Annotated in this window: 15 protein-coding genes and 1 pseudogene; 10 read left to right on the top strand and 6 right to left on the bottom strand. The window is 44.7% G+C overall.

Features of this window, described 5'->3' with window-relative positions; translation table 11 throughout:
• Window positions 1-530 precede the first annotated feature (530 nt).
• The 7 genes from FCL45_RS20695 (at window position 531) to FCL45_RS20665 (ending at window position 8,491) form a co-directional block, all read left to right on the top strand.
• On the top strand, window positions 531-776 hold the full coding sequence (locus tag FCL45_RS20695; RefSeq protein WP_136796927.1) for a hypothetical protein: 246 nt from the start codon (window positions 531-533) through the stop codon (window positions 774-776).
• 555 nt (window positions 777-1,331) lie between these two features.
• Window positions 1,332-2,441 (top strand): radical SAM/SPASM domain-containing protein, encoded by a 1,110-nt coding sequence (locus FCL45_RS20690; RefSeq protein WP_136796926.1) that lies wholly within the window; start codon window positions 1,332-1,334, stop codon window positions 2,439-2,441.
• Entirely contained in the window at window positions 2,438-3,343 is a 906-nt protein-coding gene (locus tag FCL45_RS20685) for a UbiA family prenyltransferase (protein WP_136796925.1), read from the top strand. Before FCL45_RS20690 ends, FCL45_RS20685 begins: the two co-directional genes overlap by 4 nt.
• Before the next feature lie 5 nt (window positions 3,344-3,348).
• Complete coding sequence (locus tag FCL45_RS20680) at window positions 3,349-4,299, top strand: aminoglycoside phosphotransferase family protein (RefSeq protein ID WP_136796924.1); 951 nt, start codon at window positions 3,349-3,351, stop codon at window positions 4,297-4,299.
• Window positions 4,300-4,311: 12 nt separating this feature from the next.
• Window positions 4,312-5,922 (top strand): pyridoxal phosphate-dependent decarboxylase family protein, encoded by a 1,611-nt coding sequence (locus FCL45_RS20675; protein ID WP_136796923.1) that lies wholly within the window; start codon window positions 4,312-4,314, stop codon window positions 5,920-5,922.
• Window positions 5,894-7,525: a hypothetical protein gene (locus FCL45_RS20670; RefSeq protein ID WP_136796922.1), complete on the top strand. Its 1,632-nt coding sequence runs from the start codon at window positions 5,894-5,896 to the stop codon at window positions 7,523-7,525. The genes FCL45_RS20675 and FCL45_RS20670 overlap by 29 nt, the downstream gene beginning before the upstream one ends.
• A gap of 3 nt (window positions 7,526-7,528) precedes the next feature.
• Window positions 7,529-8,491, top strand: coding sequence for a radical SAM/SPASM domain-containing protein (locus tag FCL45_RS20665; RefSeq protein ID WP_136796921.1), 963 nt, complete (start codon window positions 7,529-7,531; stop codon window positions 8,489-8,491).
• A 1,063-nt stretch (window positions 8,492-9,554) separates the two neighbouring features.
• On the opposite strand, the gene FCL45_RS20660 is transcribed toward FCL45_RS20665, so the two are convergent.
• The 3 genes and pseudogenes from FCL45_RS20660 to FCL45_RS20645 all read right to left on the bottom strand — a co-directional run bounded on the left by FCL45_RS20660 (window position 9,555) and on the right by FCL45_RS20645 (window position 12,735).
• Entirely contained in the window at window positions 9,555-10,739 is a 1,185-nt protein-coding gene (locus FCL45_RS20660) for an IS91 family transposase (RefSeq protein ID WP_176360077.1), read from the bottom strand.
• Window positions 10,729-11,600, bottom strand: a pseudogene (locus tag FCL45_RS20650) (tyrosine-type recombinase/integrase). Before FCL45_RS20650 ends, FCL45_RS20660 begins: the two are co-directional and overlap by 11 nt.
• Before the next feature lie 391 nt (window positions 11,601-11,991).
• Window positions 11,992-12,735 (bottom strand): endonuclease, encoded by a 744-nt coding sequence (locus FCL45_RS20645; protein ID WP_136798699.1) that lies wholly within the window; start codon window positions 12,733-12,735, stop codon window positions 11,992-11,994.
• Window positions 12,736-13,015: 280 nt separating this feature from the next.
• On the opposite strand from FCL45_RS20645, the gene FCL45_RS20640 reads away from it, so the two are divergent.
• Window positions 13,016-13,243, top strand: a complete 228-nt coding sequence (locus FCL45_RS20640) for a helix-turn-helix domain-containing protein (protein WP_136798700.1) — start codon at window positions 13,016-13,018, stop codon at window positions 13,241-13,243.
• Between the two features lie 810 nt (window positions 13,244-14,053).
• Here the strand turns inward: FCL45_RS20640 and FCL45_RS20635 are convergent.
• The 3 genes from FCL45_RS20635 to FCL45_RS20625 form a co-directional block, all read right to left on the bottom strand.
• Window positions 14,054-14,827 (bottom strand): thermonuclease family protein, encoded by a 774-nt coding sequence (locus FCL45_RS20635; protein ID WP_136798701.1) that lies wholly within the window; start codon window positions 14,825-14,827, stop codon window positions 14,054-14,056.
• A 64-nt stretch (window positions 14,828-14,891) separates the two neighbouring features.
• Window positions 14,892-15,266, bottom strand: a complete 375-nt coding sequence (locus FCL45_RS20630) for a DNA-binding protein (protein WP_136798702.1) — start codon at window positions 15,264-15,266, stop codon at window positions 14,892-14,894.
• Window positions 15,267-15,730: 464 nt separating this feature from the next.
• The gene (locus tag FCL45_RS20625) at window positions 15,731-16,501 is read right to left on the bottom strand and encodes a hypothetical protein (protein ID WP_176360075.1); all 771 of its coding nucleotides are present in this window, start codon (window positions 16,499-16,501) and stop codon (window positions 15,731-15,733) included.
• Between the two features lie 1,226 nt (window positions 16,502-17,727).
• Between FCL45_RS20625 and FCL45_RS20620 the strand changes: the two genes are divergently transcribed.
• Both FCL45_RS20620 and FCL45_RS20615 read left to right on the top strand, forming a co-directional pair.
• Window positions 17,728-18,609 carry a hypothetical protein gene (locus FCL45_RS20620; protein WP_136798704.1) on the top strand — a complete coding sequence of 294 codons (882 nt, stop codon included), beginning with the start codon at window positions 17,728-17,730 and terminating at the stop codon, window positions 18,607-18,609.
• 228 nt (window positions 18,610-18,837) lie between these two features.
• Window positions 18,838-21,783, top strand: a complete 2,946-nt coding sequence (locus tag FCL45_RS20615) for a UvrD-helicase domain-containing protein (protein WP_136798705.1) — start codon at window positions 18,838-18,840, stop codon at window positions 21,781-21,783.
• Window positions 21,784-21,930: the final 147 nt, after the last annotated feature.

The raw sequence follows: 21,930 nt of genomic DNA, 5'->3' as shown, positions 1-21,930 counted from the left end.
AAGAACTATAGCTGAACTGTGTCGAGTCCCACCGTATAAATCAACTCCCTCGGTAAAGAATACTTCATAAACCAGTTCTTGATTTAGCTATGTCAATGATGTTTACAACATGTAGGTCATATTAACAAGACGGAATTTTGTTAGGATATGCAGAAACAGGGTTAGCATGCTAGAGCAGATTTCTTCTATCGAACGCGGAGAAAATACCAAATAATCGTTACTCGCCAGTTTGAACCGAGATGTCAGGCGTCGTGATTGATAACACGACAGTATCTTGCAGATACTGTCACTACTGATTGGGGAGAATTACGGCAGCACAAGGAGTTAGTGCAACCTCAGTGACCGAGGCAACGTTCATAGCAACATTCAAGAAGGCAGGCGAGGCATCCCTGACCTCATCGAGTGTAATGGCTTTTTCCCTAAGGATGAGGAGATTTCAGACTTTCTATAGGCCGTGCTGGCGAAGATCAACTACAACTCGACCCGGGGATATCTGCACGGAAAGGAGAACCAGGATGATTTAGAAGGTAGTGATAATCGACAAGTGTGACATCTGCGGCAATTGGATCAAGCCTAGTGATAACATCTTCCTTCTCGGTGAAAGGCGGCACCAGGTGCATTGTCCAGACCTGGTGCCTGTCGCCTGCAGAAAATCCTGTGCCTTACAGGGCAAAGAGAAGATCGACCAGGGAGAGTGGGTTTTGCCGAAACTGGAGAGCAAGGGGAGTCGGCTGTTCCCGGAAGTGGTCGAGGGTGGGAACGGAGATGGCATATAAGAAAGTATTATCGTGCATCGGCATCGTCAGAAATGGAGCAACCTTTCATTGGTTGCCCTGTCTGAAACGGCGGTAGCCCAAGTTCTGGGTAATCAGGAAACACCTCAACTCTGCCCCACACAACTCAGGTAAAGCTGTTCATGGATAAGGTCATGGTCCAGGCAGGCAGTTTAATGTTAGGCTCTGAAAACAAAACGATTTTCAAGAAACAGTAGCAGTCCTAAGTTACAGTGTTTCTGAAGCGATTAACCTTGTCATTTCTAACCTCTACCAGCGCAGTAAAATGTATCGCTGTAGGTCAAGGTGTTTGGATTTATAATGTCACAGGGGAAGGTCTGTCCAATCAACAGAAATGTTTTTTTAAATAATAAGTGTAGAATAACTATTTAAATCAATTATCTTTCTTGATTTGAATATGCATAGGGGGAATGGATGTGATTATGAGAAATGATTTAAGAAAGAAGATAATGAATAACTTTTACCCATAGCCTTCAAGAATAGCCCATTATCCACGACGATTGTCAGCATCGCTGATTATAGCCTTAGGTGTGAACTTTGACAACTTTTGACCTGACAAACAAATGTGATTTGAATTGTATTCATTGTATACGAATTAATGACCGAAGCAGAGACCTAGATGTAGAAAACTGGAAAAATATCTTGAAAGCGTTCTACCCTCAGGAAACAAAGATAGTTTTGGCAGGGGGGGAACCTTTGCTTTATCAAGGGATTGAAGAGCTCCTTGCTATGGTTCGATCGAAATACCCAAAAGATCAAAAGCTATTCAAGCAACTAACTAAGGGGTTTGATACACCAAGTGCGTTATTCGAGGCAGTAGAAAACAACAAGTTGGTCGTGACTACTAATGGAACTGCTTTGAGTGATCGTAAAATCTCAATGTTGGAGCACTATGGTGTGACCGCCTGGCTATCCCTGGATGGTGTTACCCCTAAAGTGTTTGAAAATGTACGGCGAGGTGCCAGTTTTTCTAAAATAGAAAAAAATCTTGGTTTGGCTATCAATCGCATACCAGTTCATATCAACTTCGTAATCATGGAACAGACCCTCGAAGACGTCATTCCAGCGATAGAATTTGTAGAAAGGTTGGGTATCAATCTAATTCGTTTTACCCCTGTTCGTGAGATCAGCAGGGCCAAGACTAATGGTATCAAGATCTTTCACGAAAAATTCGTCGCATTACTGGAAAAAGCGTTGACAATGCAGCGCTCAACACCAACAAATACCCTGGTATTATTCAATCTTCTTCAAACCCAAAAGGTTTTCCTTATGCACCAAGGACGTTACGATGACATTAGCGAGCAATTTGGTCAACACCCGAATATGTTTCTTGAAGAAAAGAAATGTCAACAGCTAAAAGATCCGGGAAGAGGGGTTGTCAATCCGAAAGGTCATTATACGGGTTGCTGCAACGCATCCTCATTACCCTATTTCGACATGGGTAACCTATTAAAGACTCCCTTAGCAACAGCCATAGGCCACCAACCTGTGTTAGATATTTTCGAGAAAACACCAGAGCTTTGCGCGAACTGCGACTTCTTATCTGTCTGCAAAGGAGGGTGTCGACTTATGTCATACGAGAGGTATGGCAACCCACTTGTGATGGATCCAACCTGCCCTTTTCTCGATGAACGCCTACAATCATGAACATGTTAAGGGACAATAACTGGCTACATCTAATGAGGCTGCATAACGGTGCCCGTGTTTACCTTTACCAACTACTATTTGCTTCACTGATCCTTATAGCCAGCCAACAGTTTGGATCAAGAAACCTCCAACTGCTGGTTGCCTACGTTTTGATAAGCATAGCTGGTTATATCCATAATAATCTCTGCGATCGTTATAGTGATGTCTCTGAAAAGAATCCATTGACAGCTGGTCATATTGCTCCTGTATTTGCTTGGCTTTGGACTTTATGTCTGTCTATGCTGTCTGTTGTGGTAATTGTGATTGTGGACCTCACATTCTTGCCTTTTCATATTGTCTATTCTACGATGTGGTTTCTCTATAATCAGTCCGTAGGTGGCTTCAGATTCAAAGAGAGTATATTGGGTCCTGCTGTTGCTTCCTTTCTTTTGGTCGCTGGTTACCCACTGCTCCTTGTCATTGATTCTGGGTTTATACCATGGTTAACTTGGTTCTCAGTGGCATTGTATGGCCTCTCGGCTGAGATTGGACATACAACCAAAGATGAGAAACAGGACAAACTTAGTAACATACGCACATACGCAGTTCGGATAGGATCAACTGTGGCTGTAAATCATGCCAATCTGCTGCTAGTGCTATCCACAGCACTTTATATTATCAGTATCGGGATTTCTTACGGCTTGGATATTGTGGCGACGTTCTTAGTTTTGGCATTGATATTGCTGAAACTAAACAATTATCACAAGCAGTGGCGAGCAGAGTTCAGTTACATCTGGTACTGCAGAGTTGCTGCTATTCATCTTGCTACAGCTATAGTTATTGGTTATATCGAATTAACGGGGGTTGCAATGTTAGTTTACGGCGTTTTCTTGCTATCTTTCAGCAAGTTGAGGACTATTTGACGGTGATGAAAAGAGTTGAAATTGAAAGAGCAAATAAAGTGCTAAATAGCGTTTTGTATGCTCGCTCTATTGACTCTCGCACTTGTACGCTAATTACAGCTGGCACCTTAAATTTGGTGTATAGGCTTGGCGAAGACCACATTCTGAAGCTCTACATCCTGGGAGAGGTTATGGACAGGCGAGACATTGAAATGTCTGGCTTTAATTTGGCATCTTCGCATGGCGCAGCTGTCCCCCTTGTTTTAGCTGCTGGCTGTGAATCTAGTGTGCCTTGGCTTTTGACTTCACTGGTTGGTGGTAAAGACTTACGACATTCAGCTTACTTGAAGGGCGTTGCGTCAAAGCAACTCGTCTATGAACTTGGGAGAGAGTTGAAGAAGATACACAAAGGTTTAAATACCTTACGAAAACCAAGCAAATTGTCAGCGGAAACAGCTGAGGCCCTAAGTGATAGATTATTGGCACTAGTTAATGAAACTCTCTTTGAAATACCTCGAGAAACAGCTCTGGCCAGGACATTGCGTGAGGCTAGGACCATAATCGAGAACTCTGACATGGAAGGGTTGGATTATGGAATATTACACGGAGATTACCAAGATAAGAACATTGTCACGTCATCAACAACAGTAAGAGCAGTCTTAGATTTCGAAAACATTAGGCCAGGATTAAGACACCAAGAGTTAGTTTTAGAGAACATCGCCTGTTACATTGGTTTTTCTTCAAGCCAAACGGAGTGTCTACAATCAGCTATCCTTGATGGGTACGGTCTACCCGAAGAGTATAGAAGTGATTTTTTTAAAGCCAAAGGACTGTACCAGGCTATAAACCTCATCGAATCCTTACTGTCGCACAAGAATTATTGGACTAAATTAGCTTTTTGCACAACTTCAGTAAACGAAGCCCTCGATAGACTCAGTTATATTTTCAAAAATATAAATAAAAATTCGATCACCTAACAGGAGCCACGCTTGAATCAAAACAGACCACCTTCGCCAAATTATCCAGAACTTTCCTCTTTGTTTCTGAATGAAAATTCAGACGAAATCGATTCTCTTGTTGAGCAAATGCAAAGGATTCATCGGACTATACAACCGACAATAGATGCGGATAGAGCCACACTAAAAGGGGGACGACCACAATACGAAGGGGAAAACCTTTTACAAGAGCAGATTTCGAGCAAAGAAGCGGTGATTGAACGGACCGCATCTTATTTTGGAGGTGCTGTTAGGTGGCATTCCCCTAGAGTTATGCTTAATGTAACCCCTCCGCCACTACTAACTGTAGTCGCGGCACAGGCGTTAAGTTCACTGTACAATCCCAACTTAGCATGGGACATTGCTTCTGGGAATGCTGCTCAAGCTGAACTTGATGTCATTAGGACTCTTGCAACCCTTGCTGGTTGGGATGTAGAAAGAGCTGGTGGTGCATTCGTATTCGGCGGCAAGGGAACTAACCTCTATGGCATTCGTGCAGGTGTTCGCAAAGCAGCACCCGAAGCCCAAGATAACGGAGTGCCGTCGGATCTTGTAGTACTCTCGACAACCAAGGGACATCCATGCCACATTGTTGACACAGAGCTCTCAGGTATAGGCCGCAAACGCTGCATTCGTGTTCCTGTTGGTCCTTGTGGTTATCTGGAACCCGAGACTCTTGATATTGAGCTTGAACGGGTGCACAAAGCAGGACAACGCGTAGCTACAATAATTCTAACGGGCGGTAGCACAATTGATCTCGATGTGGATCCTATTGGGCAATTGGTCGAAGTACGCGATGACTTTGTTAAACGCCACGAACTCAATTATAAACCGCATATCCATATCGACGCAGTTGTTGGATGGCCCTGGTTATTTTTCGCCTCTTACGATTGGGAAATCAACCCTATGGCGCTAACTGAGGAGGTAGCTGAACGGCTCAAACGGATCTCTTCTCAAATCGCAACCATCGACGCAGCTGATTCTTTCGGAGCTGATTTTCACAAAACCGGTTTCTGTCCCTATGCATCCTCAATTTTTATGATTAAAGATAGAGTTGATTTTGGAATGAAATCTGAGCCCATTCCTTCCAACGAATATTCAGCTTACACATACACTATCGAAAACAGTCGACCGGGTCAAGCAGCTATTGGCGGAGCGGTTGCTCTATATGAACTGGGCACTGTAGGATTTCGCTCTATTTTAGCCAAGATCACTGAAACCGCACTTTACATGCGCAAAAGACTAGCATCGGTCAACCGCTTCGTCGTTCACAATTCAGACACTCCTGGTTTTGCTTCGGTCTTTACAACTGATTTAGGCTCTAATGAATTGAACGAGCAAGCGACCCGCGCTATTTTAAGCCGCTGTTGCGAAGAAAATCACTATCTGATTGACATTCTACCAGCAATGTCCACTGGAACTGTCGCCGTAAAGACATCAGCACTAAAAACCTATATATGTACCCCAAATATAACTACTGAGGATGTTGACGAGTTCATTGAATACATCTGTAAGGTGCACGATGTGGTAACTGGTATTGGCATAGGACCTGTAAAGTTAAAGGTGCATCATCCACTTGCAGAAAATACAAATGAATCTTTTTAATGAATCTTTGTATGTTTTCGAGAACGCAGGTCAAGCCCTCGAAAACTACCGGTCAGCCTGGCAGAGACAGGATCATGAAGAAGTTTATAGAGTGGCCTGTGGACTTGAACAAGCTTTGGCTGATTCGGCATGTCTAACCACAGAACCACTGTCTCTTGTCGATTGGCGCACCCAAGTCACCAGATATGCTGCGACGCTGTTTGGCAGTTCAGTTGAGCCTACTTTTGAAGAGTTGCCCATCAAGCCATTGCTGGAGTTCATCAAGTATAACCCGACTCAGGTTAAAATACCTGAATGCTTGGTGCATTTTGGTGTGCTACCTGAAGATTATTTCAATACAGCAAGCGCGCTTGAGGTAGAACCTGAAAACACCTTAGTTGTTGGCATTCGTAGTGCTGGTAGCATTTTGGCTCCAGCAGTTGCTGCAGCAACTGCCAGTTCCTACCTAACAGTCCGGCCACCTACTGGTAATGCCAGCTGGAGTTCGTCTGACGTGCAAGACTGTGAATTAATCAAGTTGCGACGAATACAACATTTGCTGTTGGTGGACGAGGGGCCAGGTTCTGGTGCTACATTTCGAAGCACCAGTTCCTGGCTTAACAAAAGAGCACCACAGGCACATATTACAATAATTCATCATCGCCCAATGAACCCGTTGCCAGGGTGTTCTAATGTGCATGTCGAGAGTCACGAAGCATTGCGTCGAATGGTAGAATTACAAAACAGCTTTGTTAAGCTAGGGCCAACCAAAGTCAATATTTGTAACAAAACTCATTGGTCAGGTCATGTTGATTCACCTAGATTATCCAAACAAAGTACCCTGCACTGGTACCAATCACCAAAAATGCATTTCGAGGGGGGATTGGTTGGAAAGTTTGTTGGTTACGGTCGCTATGGAGATGACACCATCCATTACCACAAGGCTTTGGCTGGGTTTATGCCACCTTTAGTCGCAGCTGGGCGGGGGGTATTGCTTCAACGATATTGCCCAGAGCCTTTAACCGGATTTAACAAACCCCAACAGCAATTGCTTATGGACTACATCGTTGCCAGTAACGAATTCCGACAGCCAGCTTTGGCTAGAGTTAATGATTATTTGATCGATTGCTCAAGACTGCTCGATGCTGCTTGCCATATTACTGGATCACTTAGTTTAGTTAATAGCGCCAAAAAACTCAATGCCATTGCTAGATCCATTGATATGGCGGATATCACCCTATCAGACATTGATTGGAAACTTGAAGCTGAAAATTGGCGTTGGAGCAATACTGGGTTCTACAAACTTGATGCCTTCCATTGCCAAGACTACACTGATGCCCCCAGAGGAGACGCCTTATTGCTGCTAGCCGGAGCAGCCCTTGAATTTCCTGAACTTGGGGCCGAAAAATCACGCCTTTACAGCGTTCTCGAACAACGCTTGAACCGTATTATTCCGCAAGAGTACCGATTGGCCCTTGATATATTTTATTGTGCCTGGAAACTCCATCACTATATGGTCATATCATCACGACTCTCTCATTTCGCAGTTGATCCTACACATATAAATGAGCGTGTTGAGACTTACCACAACCTGTTGAACGAACTCATCCTGTATAATGCTTAGACCATGAACACGCTAAAATTACGCAGTATTGGTCTCGACCTGACAAGCCGGTGCAACGGAAACTGTTTGTTTTGCCCATTTCATGGCATTGAGGGGACTATAAGCAAAGGGGCAGAGATCCCTTTGGAGCATTTTTTGCGTTTGGTGGAAGATTTGGCCACCCTGAGTCCCAAACCGGTTGTCAAGCTGGCAGGCTCTGGCGAGCCAACAATCTACCGAGGGTTTGATCAGTTAATAAACAAACTCCGGCACCTGGATATGCCAACCCGCTTGATCACAAACGGAACAACTTTAAAGGACAAAGCAAAATCTTTGAAACATTTGATAGGGCTGGTAGTTTCTATTCATGGCGACGAGAATATTCATGACACCCTGACAAAAAAACGGGGGGCTTTTACCAAAGCCGTTGCAGGGATAAAGTTTTTTCGGGAGTTGAGCGACACTGAAGTTATTATTAACATGGTAATAACACCTCAAAACTACAACAACTTAATTCAGTATGCTTCTTTTGGAGACTCCTTGGGCGCCAAGATGCGCTTTCAGCATATGAAGTTCGTGTCTGGCAATGCCCGGCTTGGGAGCATCAATATAGTGCAACTGTGGTCTCAACTGGGCATGATCCGTCAACGATTTCCAGACACCATCTTTGAGCCAGAAATGAATCTCGATGAGCTCAAATCCTACTATGAAATATCAACTCTCTATATTCTGAATCCGTTTGAATGCTTTCGCGTGCACAGTGACCTGCCCATTCGCTTCGATGGAGTAGTTATTGCTTGTGATGGTTCAGTGCTTGGCGATATCAAGGAGCAATCAATCCTTGATATCGCATTCGGTAAATCCAGACATACTTTTGTCAAAGGAGTGATTCAAAGCGCAAACAGTGACAAAGGATTACCAGATTATTGCTCTCGTTGTTGTTACAACTCGAAGCAGCACATTACTCGCTACCAAACCTGTAAATAAACAACCAGCCCCAAAGCTTGGTTCATCCGGCAAACGAGTACCTATGGCAACTATTTGAATTTATGCAAAAAGCGAAAAAACATCGCTTGAAGGAGCAACTTAATAATGCTGCTTGTCCCGTTGTTTTTTCAGGCTCTCAACGCTTTTTCTTCTGAGAAATGGAAAAAGTGCAACTGGCTAAATCCATCAGTAAATTCACGCTGTCTTCAGTGGAATAATGTTCCACTATTTATAAGGGTTATAAGCATGTGAACTCCTGAGTCTAAAAGTCAGGTACTCGTTTGCCGGATGAGCCCAATGCTTTCAGTTTAACCTTCAGCTTTTTCCATAACAAAGGATTACTGGATGATTTGGTAAATACTGCGTTCTGGGCAACTCCGTCTCCCATGCGGTGGTAAGCACCGCAATTAAAATTGCGACAACGAAGCTTTGCTTACCCTGTCTAAATCTTGGATGTACATGCTTCCTAAGTTGTAGAACCACTCTCTTCTTTGGAATTTCACAGAGCTGGAGTAACTGCAAATGAGAGATTACCAAAGAACATCTCTTAGGTGTGCAACAAGGGTCAAACTGAAGATATCTACTGTATCTGCGAACCAGTGATGATTTTGGCGTATCCCCTTTGGGTACCAATGAATGTTGTTAGGCATGCTGTTCGATACCACGACACAATCATGCAAGGCGGGACTGAAGATTTACAGAATAGGTTTATCAATAGTTGCGCTCTGGCAGTCCTTGAATTCACAACAAAACATGCTGCAATTATTGATAAACCTTGAGAACTGAACTGCGGGGGAGTTGTGGCCGGAAACGTTATGCTATGGGGATTAATTGCGGTTCCTGATTACTGTTTATCGGTCGTGGTGCAATATTGAGAAGCGGGTCTTTCGAGCATAACCGGCGAAACTGGTCTTTGATGACGCTGGCTATGCGACAAAATGTATATTTTTTCATGGCACCCACGTATTTGCTCGCAATCTTCACCTGTGCAAGACGCAGCTATCCTGTTGAATCCAACATCGGTATATCTGGAAATTAGATAAATCCTGATACAGAAACCTGATCAGGAGCTATCATCATAAGCCAGGTCGGTAATCGGCCTGAGATAGACCAGCTTTCCCTTGCCGCACTGCGGGCAGCAGCAGATGTCGATGCCGGTCAAGCGCAGCATCATCTCCTGAACGGTCTCCACTGTTTTCTGTGTATATTTGACGTCTGAACCGATCAGGGTGCGGATTAAAGCGATGCAGGTTTTCTTGTTAGCATGAGCCAGGAAGCCGTAATAGCGGATTTTGGTAAAGCCGCTCGGCAGCACGTGCAGGAGAAATCGCCTGATAAATTCTTCAGCACTGAGGGTAAGTTCTTTTTCCTTATTGTCGTCGCTGCGGTCCCGATACCTGAAGCTAACCTTGCCATCATCGATAGCAATGATCCGGTTGTTGGTTATTGCCACCCGGTGGGTATAGCGACCGAGATATTCGAGCACCTGTTCCGGTCCACCAAAGGGCTGTTTGGCATAAGTGATCCACTGCTTGCCACGCAACGTTTCTATGAACGTCAGGAACTGTTTCTTCTCTTGCAGCCCTGCAACCTTGCCAGGGAAAGAAAGGAGGTTTTTCTTATGTGCCCTTTCTAGCTTGTCCAGATAGCGTTTTTTGAACTCCTTCGCCAATGACTGAACCCGGAATAAATATTTTCTTCTGGTGCCGGTCCAGCTTGTACGATCAAATGAAAGAACTCCTGCCGGGATGATGCAGTGCAGGTGGTAGTGGTCCATGAGTTTCTGATTCCATGTGTGAAGCACGGAAATGAAGCCGAGTTGGCCCCCAAGGCGCCACTGCGGATCACGGGCGAAGACCTGCAATGTTTCTTTGACTGCGGTAAACAGCAGAGTCAGCATAATGTGTTTATTGCCCATAACCAGGGGATTGAGCTCATGCGGCAAAGTGAAAACGTTGTGAAAATAGGGGCAAGGCAGCAGTTCTGTCCTTCTGTCACTGAGCCATTTCTCCTTGACCATGGTCTGGCATTTCGGACAGTGTCTGTCCCGGCAGGAGTTATATGCGTTGCGGTTATAACCGCAATGATTACAGGCTTCGACATGGCCTCCAAGGGCAGCGGTCCGACATATTTCGATGCGTCTCATGACCTTATATTGCTGCGATCCCACCACATGCATATCCCGGTATTTCTTACCATATCTGCGAAAGATATCGGAAATCTCCGGTGTGTTGCCATTATCTTTCATCTGCTCCCTCCTTTGTCTCGTCCAGCAGATCAAGCGGACTCCTGAGTTGGACATACCTGGCTGGAACCAGATGCAGATAGATCGTCGTTGTTTCTATGTTGCTGTGGCCGAGCAGTTGGCTGATGGTATAAAGGTCGTAGCCTTTATAGAGGAGGTGGGTGGCAAAGCTGTGTCTGAGAGTATGGAGACTGCATTCCCTGGTTAAGCCGATTTTTTTTTAGCTGCGTAGAGCATCATCGAGACGGAAGCACTTCTGATATGGGTTCCGGGCTTCTGGCCGGGAAACAACCACAGCTTGGGCTTGTACTCCTGCCAATAGGCCCGCAGTTCAGGGAGCAACTGTCTGGACAGAACCGTATAGCGATCCTTGCGTCCCTTGCCCTGTTGGACCCTGATTACCATCCTGGACGGATCGCTTTCAATATGCTCCGGCTTGAGGCGAATAGCTTCCCCGACTCTAAGCCCTGCGCTGTAGATGGTCTTGAGCAGAACCCGGTGTTTAAGGTTATCAATGCAGCCCAGAAGACGGCCTACTTCTTCCATTGACAGTACGGCCGGTAGTTTCTTGCTCCGTGGTTTCGGCGGCAGGCCAAAGCGGTCATCAACCTCCCGGTCGCAAATATGACGGTAGAAATAGGTGATGCCTGAGAGATAGGTCTTGCATGAACTCCATGCCAGTTTTTTCTCCAGCAGCAGATGGCGGAAATAGCCCCGCACCTGATCATTGCTCAGCTTCTCCGGAGACTGATTGTAGTGCTTTGCCAGGCATCTGACCCCACTGATGTACCCACGCTGGGTCTCATGGGTGAGACCGTGAAAATTCATGTGTTCAACGAACTCGTCTCGGATCGGACTACTCATGACGCACCTCCTTGGTTGAGTTGATAAGGACGCTACTACAGTATTTTATCAATCAAGGAAGTAATGGTAGAAATGAATTTCATGCTGGAAGAGGTGGGACAAAAGGGAGGCTGGTTGGTCGGTTTTTCCGCGTAGCGGTTCAGTTCTCATCGGCAGTCTGATGCGGTCGGCAAGTCGAACAAGTAAAGATTCTTCCTGATTATCTATGGCTGGTCAGATTCAACAGCTACGGAGTATGTTCGCCGTAAAGGGGGCTTTAGACTCTGGTGGCTACGGCTACTTTGGCTACAGGTGCTGCACATGAATTTTACAGGTATTGGAGTGTAGCAAGTGTAGCCGTAGCCAAAGCCTTATCTGAATCGATGGACTTGAGTAGAGTGCAGATTACGATCTAAGGTTCTGACATACAGTGCTTAGACACAAAAGGGTTATCATTCCCTTGGATCTGCACGATCCTCGAAGTACGAGTGCATTCCCAATCTGTGACCGGATACGTCTTATCCCATGCCACCATCAGCTTTTTCTGGCTCTTACTCATGTTGTACCGTGAATAGGCAGAATCCATATACAGATATGCCCTGGCGATCTGCCCGCGTGCGATTTCTGGTGGGTGTGCTTTCCTTCCTGATATCCTCATATCACATGAACCAAAAGTAGGTTGAGCATCAGGAAGAACGGTGAAGTTGTAGTTACTGCGTAGAGCGTTTACCGATCCAATAGCAGGGAACAGGTTGTGTAAGTCTGATTCCATATACCGGAACTCAGTATTCACTTTCTTGGCACAATTCCTCCCTTTAAACGATTTCCCCTTACTGTCCACGCATTCTTTATCCCCGTCCCTCCATTCAACGAAGGTACGACCGAAGTTCTCAGCAGGGACTACATGCTCCCATTCGATTCTCTTGGATCTCTTGACGTACTTTTCAGATATAAAACCAGCTGGATGCATGGCGTTTTTCTTCTCATCATAGTCAGCATCACAATAGATGGTCTTGCGGTAATCTGTATATACCTCTCTTTCGAGGTATCTCTTCGCTTTATTAAATGAGTCTATGTACTGGTTATGTGCTGACGCACTGGTAGCCATAACAGCTACGAGTACTGTTCCCAATATGCATCTGCTTGCTTGTATCATCTTCTCTCTGTCGTTTTAATTCTTTGGTTCATACCTGGGGTAAGGTCGCCAATACGGAAAGACTAAGAGAAGAACGTGCATTAAATCAGGAGAAACGTCAAGATTCTAATGACCTATATGCGTATTGACGGAGGAGAGAAGACTGACATTGCACAGTGTTTGCTTGTGATCTGGAACATGTGGAACAATGCTACAACCCTATGTGGCCGATAATGTGTCTATATCATATAGCTAGGTCAAAATGTTCCAATGTTCCGATGTTCCAGAGTAATTAGTTCAGATGTCGGGAGCTGTGGCTGAGTTCGAGAGAGCACTGATTAAGGAAAGGCAGCTAGAAGGCATCAGGAATGCCCAGAAAAAGGGTACTCGGTTTGGCGCTAAGGCCAAGCTGACGGATGAGCAGGTGGCTGAAATCAAGGAGAGGATAGCTCAGGGTGAGCAGAAGAAGGTGCTCGCAGCAGAGTACGGAGTGTCAAGGCAGACATTGTATACCGCACTGAGTCGGTGAGCCTAGGGCTAGCAGTATAGAACTGAGGGAGGCGAAGTGTTACCTCCCTTTTGTTTGACTGGGTGTGGGACTGTGAGTGGAGCCGAAGGCGGGTACACGGGGGCATAAGCGGGGAGCTCACATATCAATATAGCCTCACAGATTTTTTGTCACAAACAGCTCATACAGCCTCTCAGTGGAACTCAGCCATGGTTTCAGGACACTATTATTTTATTGAATTTTTCACATATTTTTACTATATTACTCTGTTAGGTACACTGGGCATATGCGCTACATCGTGTATGCCTTCGGCCAGGAAGGGCCATATGCTGTATGTTTCGAAAAGGAGCGTGTTGCGTGATGTCCGGCTACAAGAAAAACAAAAAAAAGCCACTCACACAACACATAATGCTGAGAAGTGGCTCTAAACTTGGATACGACAAATGTATGTTCCCTGACAAGAACATCATGAACTATCCATAACGCAATGTCAAGGGTAATCAATGTGATAGGGCGCAATAGCCGCAACATTAGCCAAACAAAACAAGTAAGAGGTTGTATGAACTTGAGTTCAAACCTTATGTACCCTTTATTAGGTAGCGTGTTTACCGTTGTATCGACTTCAAACGATGTCAAAACATTTTCAGATTGGCTTACGCTAATCTCAGATTGGTTACTACAAGGGCGTCGACTTTATTTGTCTATCAAAGCATCTTTAACTGCGAGGTTCTCGTTCGAACTTAACTTTCAGATGTAAGTCGTCACGTAATTCTTTAAGATAGCTCCCCTTCCTGGCCATCTTACACTTCAGGTTGTCTTTAGCCACTCTCATCAAGGCCTACACATCCCACAAGGCCTATACCCAGAGTCCAAAGCTTCCTGCCTACTCCCAAAGCTCTGCACGCAGTTCTTACACTCGTAGTGTCTACAACTAGGAGCATGGAACACATGGCTCTTCACGTTGCCGTGGTAGGCTTCTGAAGCAGGCGCAGTGTATGTGTTGGATGTTTTACTTGAAGTATTCCCGCTCCTTTTAGCCTTTCGCCACTCCCACGGTGGCACAGGGTCTACAGCGAAATCCCAGAGCCCTCTCATCGATACTCTTGCCTCTCGTTCGAGCTGAAGCCAATCACCACAGAACGAAGCCTTACAATACTTCCGGTACTGCCATGCGTATCCTGCCTTAATCAGCTCACGGTTGACATTGAGCCCAGCCACCATGACCACACCGACAGTCCTGCCGTACCTGTCAACATCGTACGCTTTGACCTCTACCTGCTTTCCTGCGACCAGACCAGCAGTGAACTTCTTCGCTGAATTACCGAACGCCTGGCCTTTCTCTGGTGTATCTATTCCGTAAAGACGTATCTTGTGTTGTCTGTATGAAGAGTCGAGGACTGTGATGGTATCACCATCGGCAACGTTCACAACCTTACCCTTGATGATCGCTTGGGCTAAAGATGTTGATGATATGAATAGAAGTGAGAAAACCAGTAGAAGAGATAGCAAGGCTTCACGATCCCTCAAGCATCTGTAATTAAATAAAAAAGCTATCTTAATTGGCTTGCTTGGACGATCTGTGGGGTTACCTGTATTCGTTTCCATATAAACCTCTTGAGCTGGATCATCAGATTGATCTAGGACAAGTGGTGAAACCATTATTAAGACCTCAATTAATTACTGCAATTTCTGAAGGTCTTTCAGCTACGATTTGAGCTTTTCCTTTAAAGCTCTCTATCTGACCGGTAACACATAAATCTTTACCTTTGTATTGTTTTTCTGGCCTTCCGAAGTATTGGCGATTATTGCCCCAGATGACGATCGTAAAATCATGTCTAGGAAATGGTTTATCAAAGTTAAGAAAAGTTGGTCTCCCTGTAGACTTATCAGAGTATTTGCTTGAGGCAACGAAACCACATACAGTGGTTTTCTGTCCGATGTAAGCATTTGCCTCGTTTGCTTTTATTATCTGACCACTAGCCACTGTCGCCATGAGTGTGATAGCAATGACAAGTAAGCCTACAAAGCGATTTTTTAATTTCATAATATTACCTCGTTGAAAAACTTAGGCTAAAGAGTTGAAGACGAACTACAACATATAAATATGATTTTACTGATAATGTTTGACTATACAGCGAGTTTTGTATAGACGCAATAAAGGGCTTCCATACGCTATAAACAAGAAATGCGTATAGGCCGGCCAAAGCCCATACGCATTCCTCGTGTAATGAAAAGTACTTCTACTGTTCCTGTCTCTATATTAGGCAGGTATCACAAATTTCTTACATCGTTCTCCCAAGGTTTGCGTAACCTATCGGCTCTTTAGGTCAGTGAGGAAGAACCAAAAGAATACTAGAAAATCGTTGGAACAACGGAACACAGGAACAAACGGTGTTGGTGTTGCGTTATCTGGCTGTAAAACCGTGATAGTTGGAGTGTCCTGTTGTTCCGGTTTGTTCCAAGGATAGAAGGGTTGTTCCTGAAATGAGGGCTTGTCGAGGGGCTTTACTAGTCGTTTTCCCTGTCACGGAATGGGATATAAGGGATGCCAGCCTTATGGAGGCTCGGGTCACCAATGTCATAGATCACAACGAGCATTGGTTCTTCCATGTTTACTTCTTCGGCTGGATCATTGATATCACAGATGCGAACCCTAACAGGTCCACCGAATGCAACTTCCCGGAGAGAATTAACGATCTGAAACGACTTTGATTGGTTTTGCAGTTTATGTATGGCATGAAGTACAGGGTATGCAGCTGCATCCTTGGAGGAATTGATTTTCCTTTTATGTTTCTTGGCCAGGATACGTCCGGCGTTTCCACGACGCCCATACTTCTTCAAGACAGAGTCTTTGAGCTTACCCTCGATGAATACATCGATAGGTTCGATTTCTTCTTTGTCAGAGATGTAATCCCCGAAGATGGCCACTAAGTCGACTTGGTAAAAGTAGCTCTCGTTTGAATTCACTTCAATGACTCGCTCAATCAATTCCTGTAACTCTTTCTGAGCTTTTGAGCGGTGGATTAGATTAGGTATGGTAGCTGAACAGAACTTTTGTCCTTCTTGGGTGATCAGGTAATCAGCACCACAATCTTTCTCTGTGTTCTTGATCAGATATTTGGTGTCTAGAAGGTGTTTCAGTACCGCCTCTGGTTCTGAGGTCAGCTTTCCAAAGTGATCGAGTAGCTCTGATTCATGTACTTCCTCTGATTTACAGATGAAATCTCTGATAGCCAAAAGGCTAACTCCTGCAACTTTCTCTTTGGGGTCAATAAACATATGTCTCCTGTTTAAAATGGATGAGGGTTGTGGCAAATAGCCGGTTTGATGTTGAACCAATAACTGACTACGAGCATTGGAAGCCTTCATGTACTTGGCTCCGATGATTCCGCAGCTATTGGTTATAGGGTTACCTGTATGGATCAAAAAGCCGTTCCGAAGTTCCTCCTAGGCTCAGATGAAATGGCTCTGATGTGGTCTTTTATTGTGATAGGCTTTCTTCTTTTAGTCTTTAGGTGCCTTCAAAGATTTTGGTCTTGTCCAGCACCCTTAGACTTGAGGAGAAGAGTCTGGGGAAAATCTTGGGACTTCTATTTTTCAATCCAGGGCGCGGAGCGCCCATCAAATCACTTAAATTATGTCTAAATAACTATTAATACTTGTATAATGTGTGATAGATGCAGAGATGTTCTTGTCTGGATTGACATCAAGTTTTCAGATAGGGTTGAGGCTTGTTTAGGTTAGGACGGAGAAGCGTTTGAATTGAGGTGGTGATGAGTATGTGCAGGGTTTTGCCGGTGATACTTTTTACATTCCCCACATTCGTAATCGTGTTATGTAGTTGCCTGTATTGGACCCTACTTGTCTATCTTTCTGTGTATGGTGTAGGTGTATCGTTTTGAAAAAAAACAGAGGCCCATCCAGAAGGACGGACCAGTGATGCAAATGAACGTTGGGATAGAGTGGTGCATTTACTTCTTGGTTCTGAATTTACCGTAGATGAGGATCTCGGCACAGATGGTGAGGGTGATTGTTACCGGACACATATTGGCCTCCTGTGAATGAGAGAGATGTAGGTTTATCCCACATCCTCGTCCTGGCGAGCTTGCGAGCTGGTCATCCACTACGGTAGGAGGTGATCGTATATACGAGAGAAGTTAGTACCCGGGGGGGGGGAGGGTTATATGCTGACGGATTTGGATAGAGTACTGCACCAGTACTTCCATGAGGTGAAATCGCCGGACTCTCAAAATCAAAAAAAAAATTGCGACACCCCATACAGCCTGTTGATGGATGAGGGGTGGGTACTATATGGTATAGGCCATGATACGTTTGTCGATACTTCTGGATCAGGGATGCAGAAATACAGCTATCGATAAATAGATTTTGTAGAAGCAAATTTAGTGATTTGGCCGTAAACGGGGCAAGACCAAAGTCATGTCGCCTACTGCTGATAACGTCATGATGTTGCTGATAATTAAAACCCTAAAAAGAGGGAAATTAACATGAACGATGTATTGGCAACATTGGTAAACACACATGACCACGATGCTGAAAGTATAGCTGCTTCTCTTGACGTGGACGCAGTTAAGGTGGCCAAATGGTTATCTGGAGGTACAATCCACACCAATTATTTGATGCGCTTGAAGGTGCTGCTTGACACCTATGAAATCAACTATTGGGATGATTCTACGGGTCAAATTAAAGAGACTGGGAAGGCTTGGGTTCCATTTGTTTGGGACGTCAACAACAAAATGATTGACAAGATTGGACTCAGGATGAATGCATACTGGGAAAAATGTCCTGACTATTTTGTTGCAGATACACTGACGACATTAACCAGAACGGGCTTTGCACTTCCAAGTTCTCCTCCATCAGTTGGCAGCACTGGTAAGAAAGTACCACCAGAAGTGGCTTTGCTCGATCCGTTACTCAGTATCTACTGTGCACATCATTGTGTATTGAGTTCATGGATTTCCAAATTTTTGATCTTTGATCATGTGGAGATACCCGGGGATCTTTTCTTTCGCTTCTCAGGTAATATTGTTGTTGGCTGGATGTTTGATACGATCGTTGGACAGCAAGGTGTAGATATATTGAAAACTGCATACCTGCGTCGCAAAGCACATCAGGACATGCATAGAGAAATCAGTCGGTTGGTTGATGCGGTTGGCAAGAAAAATGTCCGGTTTATGAAAGACCCTTTTAGGGTGCTGAAAACCACTCCCGGTAAGCTGTTCGAGGAAGTAGCATCTTTTCAAGATGTTCGGCCAAGCCAACCCCACTGCCCTGCTGGAGACGAGAGGTTGCCCACGGTTGCTGAAAAACAGATACAGCCGGCACCTTTTAAATTTGTGGTAGATGGGTTTAGCACTGTAACTCACTGAGAAAACATATCCTCTTGGGATGAAAGGGTTGCATTCCGGTCACGTAGACTAGGGTGTGACCCTTTTTTTTCGGTAAATATTAAAGATATCAAAGGTATAATTGACTGTTTGGGCTGGGTGTTATTATATGGCAAGGTCATAGGCAGTTGCCAGTATGAGAATTGGCAATTGCTGCCTGCGACCCAAGGATGACAACCAGCCGGAAAATAAAATTAGCGACAGTTCATTATGCAGCAGATCCCAACAAGCCTCCTGTACCGTATCACCCATTTTATACGTAATCATCAGATCGATTACAACGAGGACTCCCTCAAGTTGTTGGTAGGTGGTGACGAATGGACTCTGGATTTTGATCAAGCAACAGACTACCCGAAAGTTAAAAGCGGATTCCTCTGGGATACTATCCTCGTTCCGACTGTAAGAGGGGATTTCTCTATACCAGGGGTCAAGAAAAGTGCTTCAGTCGTACAGTCTGATGAGATTGCTGGAATTGTTGAGAGATACTACAGAAAAGCGCTGGACTTGTATTACCCATTGGTTCTGGAGGCTGAGAAGGATCTGATAACTTATTGGAACCAAGGGTATTTGCGGAACTCCATGGTTGAGGGTTGGGTAGATCGATGCAAAGTTGCAGCAAAGCATTTGAACAACCCTATACTCCAGAAATTTACCTCTGATGAAAACAGATCGACAATCCTCCAGTTCCTGAAAAGCTTTTCGTCGATACAGCATCTAAAAGAATCTCATAATCAAGATTTTTTCAGACGAGAACTGGCGGATTACAAACGGTTCTTCGATACAGTAGAGAACAATCCCCTCACAGAAAGCCAGAGAGCAGCCTGTGTCACCAACGAGGATAATAACCTGGTTCTCGCTGGTGCTGGCTCCGGTAAGACATCTGTAATCATCGCCAAGGCCGGATATCTAGTCAAAGCAGAACTTGCCCACCCCAAAGAGATCCTTATCCTGGCTTACGGAAAGAAAGCTAGTGAAGAGACCAACGAGAGAATCGGCGAGAAACTTCCAGATGTGGAGGGGATCACGACGAATACCTTTCACAAACTTGGTCTTGAGATCATAGCCAAAGCCACTGGGAGGAAACCCCGTGTAAGTAAGTTGCAGGAAGACCGGGCCGACTTCTTCAAACTCGTTAACCAGATGATCGCAGATATCGCCAAAAAGGATGATTCGTATAGTCAGAGGGTAATCGACTACTTTATTACTTACTTGGTTCAATATGAAGATGAGTTTGAGCATGAAGAACAGGGCGATTACTTTAAGGCTCTGAAAGAGAGTGAAGTTGAATCCTTGAAGTCGAGAGTTCAGTTCTCAGAAAAGAGAACCAGTAAGAAGTCCTTGAAGCAGGAGACATTGAAAAGCTTTGAGGAGGTGGTCATAGCTGACTACCTCTTCGTCAATGGCATTGAATATGTCTACGAAGCCGCATACAAGCATGATACTGCTACAGAAGAACACTCACAGTATCAGCCAGACTTTTACCTCCCTGATTATGACATCTATATCGAACACTACGGCATAGATCGTAACCACAACACAGCTACTTTCGTAAATCAAGAAAAGTACTTAGGAGGAATGGAGTGGAAACGGAATCTTCACCAAGATAATGGAACCACGTGTGTTGAGACATTCAGCTATGAGATGAAAGAAGGTGTTCTGACTGATCGGCTACAGTCCAAGTTGGAAAAACATGGAGTGCGGTTTACCCCCATGTCCTTTGCGGATCTGATGGGCCTGTTAATCGAGATCGGTGAAGAGAAGAAGGCTCATAGGTTCACCAAACTGATTGCAACCTTTCTGGATCTTTTCAAACAGTCTGGGCATAACATCGATTCGCTGCGAGAAATTGCTACAGATCACCAAGAGGCTCCACGATGTCATGCTTTCATCGATGTGTTTGAGCCAATCTACGATGAGTATGAGAAGCAGTTGCTGGCTGCAGGAGAAGTCGATTTCAGCGACATGATCAGGAAGGCCACAATCCTGGTTCAAGAGGGTAAATACATCCCACAGTTTAAGCATGTCCTTGTCGATGAGTTCCAGGATATTTCTGCTATACGTGCTGAACTTGTAAAAGCCATAGTGGATAAAGGGAAGGATACTGTTCTGACTTGTGTAGGTGATGATTGGCAAAGTATTTACCGCTTTTCTGGATCAGATGTGAATTACACGGGCCAGTTCGCCTCACACTTTGGGTATACGAAGACATTACCCTTGGATATGACTTTCAGGTTCAATGACAAGATTAATGAGTTCGCCACAACTTTCGTAACCCAGAATCCTGCCCAGCTAAAAAAGGAAGTTCGTTCTTTCAGAGAGGTTGATGGCAGCGCTGTAACTCTGGTGGAGTATTACCAGGATGTAGATGCAGCGGTTCTTGAGTGTGTAACGGATATTCAGAAGAGGCACCCTGGTAAGGCGGTAGTTATGCTCCTGGGCCGTTACGCCTTTGCAATCCCTGAGTGCTTCCCCTCACTAAAAGATCGGTACCCGGATTTTGAGTTCAGGTTCGACACTGTACATGGAAGTAAGGGGAAAGAGGCGGATTTTGTTATAGTCTTGGATGTAAATGATGGGAAGTATGGATTCCCATCGAAGATAACTGATGATCCTCTTCTTAACTTGGTTCTTCCTCCAGTAGAACCGTTACCGCACTCAGAAGAACGCAGACTTTTCTATGTGGCCCTGACGAGATCGAAGCATCACAGTTACGTTTTGTATGATACAACCAATCCTTCTGATTTCATTATCGAGATAATCTCCGATGAAGAGCCAGAGTATAACTTTAATGCGCTGAGAACGGCTGGAGCAGAACAAACTCTGCCTGATTTTGGCTCATGTCCTCAGTGCAAAACAGGATCAATTGAAAGACGTACCCTTCCCGACGGACAGTTCTTCTTCGGCTGCAGCAACTACCCCCTGTGCGATTGTACACCTATGAAGTGCCCTGCGTGTAAGCGATATCCAATGCTCAAAGATGGGCAGGTTTACAGGTGCACTGGGCCTCAGTGTGGTCATACGGCTAAAGCTTGTCCAGTCTCCTCATGCAAAGACGGTATTCTTGTTGAGCGGAAAGGTCGTTACGGGTTATTTTGGGGGTGTAGTAACTATGGTAAGACGGGATGTAAGGGAAAAGGTTCAATATCAGTCGAATAAAAAGGAAAAGTTTGAAGTAAGCTAAAGATATTTGACTTTCGAATTCTGTATTAAATGTAGAGACGAATAAATGATATATGCGGCACGTGCCGATGTTTTCTATTCGAAATATTGAATTTATAGTTGAATTATTTAACATTATCCTAT

Origin of the sequence: Desulfosediminicola ganghwensis, from assembly GCF_005116675.2 — a bacterium.
Classification (GTDB): Bacteria; Desulfobacterota; Desulfobulbia; order Desulfobulbales; family Desulfocapsaceae; genus Desulfopila; species Desulfopila ganghwensis.
The sequence above is the reverse complement of the archived record's forward strand: the minus strand, read 5'-3'. Positions and strand labels throughout refer to the sequence as shown.